Source organism: Vibrio sp. Vb1980 (assembly GCF_033338615.1).
Taxonomy (GTDB): Bacteria; Pseudomonadota; Gammaproteobacteria; order Enterobacterales; family Vibrionaceae; genus Vibrio; species Vibrio alginolyticus.
Map to the genome: position 1 here is coordinate 1 of NZ_JAWOSZ010000048.1, position 1,698 is coordinate 1,698.

At 42.3% G+C, this 1,698-nt stretch carries 2 protein-coding genes; both read right to left on the reverse strand.

Features of this window, described 5'->3' with window-relative positions:
* Positions 1–126: 126 nt before the first annotated feature.
* Positions 127–483 carry a hypothetical protein gene (locus R7F64_RS23705; RefSeq protein WP_318072130.1) on the reverse strand — a complete coding sequence of 119 codons (357 nt, stop codon included), beginning with the start codon at positions 481–483 and terminating at the stop codon, positions 127–129.
* An 87-nt stretch (positions 484–570) separates the two neighbouring features.
* On the reverse strand, positions 571–969 hold the full coding sequence (locus tag R7F64_RS23710; RefSeq protein ID WP_025539256.1) for a DUF6232 family protein: 399 nt from the start codon (positions 967–969) through the stop codon (positions 571–573).
* Positions 970–1,698 lie beyond the last annotated feature (729 nt).

Below are 1,698 nucleotides of genomic sequence, written 5' to 3' on the forward strand. Positions count from 1 at the left end.
CTAATTATTTGAATGAGCTTAGCTGATCAGATCGTAGGCTGATGATTTAGTTCCCTGATTTAGGAAACAAAGCCCCTCTTGAATGCTTTGTTAGTTGCCAAACCTAAAGCTTTGATTTGAAGTTAATTACCGTTTTGCCAACACTTGCTTTACGTATGTTGGAAAACTCAAGTCAGGCGCAGTTTCAAAGCGTTTGTCGCTGAAACCACTTGGAACACGCAACGCCGTAGAAAACGAACTGACAACACCAAAAAGACCTTTTGGAGAAACAATGCCACAAAGCTGACTTTCAACAAGTAAATCGGCTTCTGAAACCGCAAACCAAACTAGGAAAAGATCGAAGCTCAATTTCCGCGAGCCAAGATCCCGAAGTTCGAAGTGCAGAATCGAGCAAAGCACACGAACGATTAGACCTAAACACTCTGTTTTAGCTGCGATCTTCTCGTTGGCAACTAACGCCTTGTTAAGGTGTGAGGCACGCAATACCGAAGGTTCCGCATAACACCTTAACCACTAAAGCCAACGCATAGTAAAAATGCCACGCGTGCCGAATCACTCTTGAACAATTTGTTATACGAATTTCTTCAGTGCCAACACTTGCTGTTCAAATAACTCACAATCTGACTTTGAGTACGACTTAGCGACATTAACCCATTGAACGCCCGTTTCATCTATGTGGCGAAACTCGACTTGAAGTGCATATTTAGAACAACGAAAAAGAGCAAAAACCAAACCTACAACCGTCAGACTAAGAACTAAAACTAGTAGCCATTGTGGCACCTCTTCCAACCTTGGAATAACTAACCAAACTGCCCCTGAAAACACACACACCCAGAATAAAACTTGACCTAAATTATCAAGAAAACTTAACTTTTTAACCCTAACATTGTTTATCTTAGACAAAGGATATGAGTCTTTCTTAAACCTGAACTCTTTTGAATCCAAGTTAAAATCATTACTTTTGTACATAATTTCCCTCTATTCGTATAACGCCCTGTTAAGGGGTGAGCAACGCAATTCCGAAGCCGCCGCAAACCACCTTAAACACTAAAACCAACGCATAGTAAAAATGCCACGCGTTGCGAATCCCTCTTGAACAGTTTGTTATGTTTTACCACAAGTCACTGACTTTATTGAGAAAGAACTGCTATTTCAAGCTAGTTTTCTGAACCAAACCACAAGGCAAGAACCAACTTGGCCACCAAAAGCGACTAACCCAAAACCAGTAATTCCACTTCCCTGCCCAATGAGGCAACCCGACGAAGCTCCAACAAGCGACCTGTCTTTCCAACCAAAGTGCAAAACAATGGCAAATTGCCGAGGCAACTGCCAAGCCAAAATGCTAATTGGCTAAGAATCCAAAAGCGACTTTGAGCCAGTTAAACTAAAAACCGACCGCCACGACCTGACAATGAAGCAACCCACGAACATTGGTATGTTTTACGGGCTGATTGGTTCAAGAACTTAGACCGACAATACTGATTTGCTGAGTCTACTAGGGACGAATTGCCAGAGGGACAAAGAACTAGAGCCTAAGACCTTTAAGCCTTTGAAATGCAAGTAAACATAACGCCTTGTTAAGGTGTGAGGCACGCAATACCTAAGTCTCCGCATACCACATTAACCACTAAAACCAACGCATAGTAAAAATGCCACGCGTGCCGAATCACTCTTGAACAATTTGTTATGCGCGTTCTC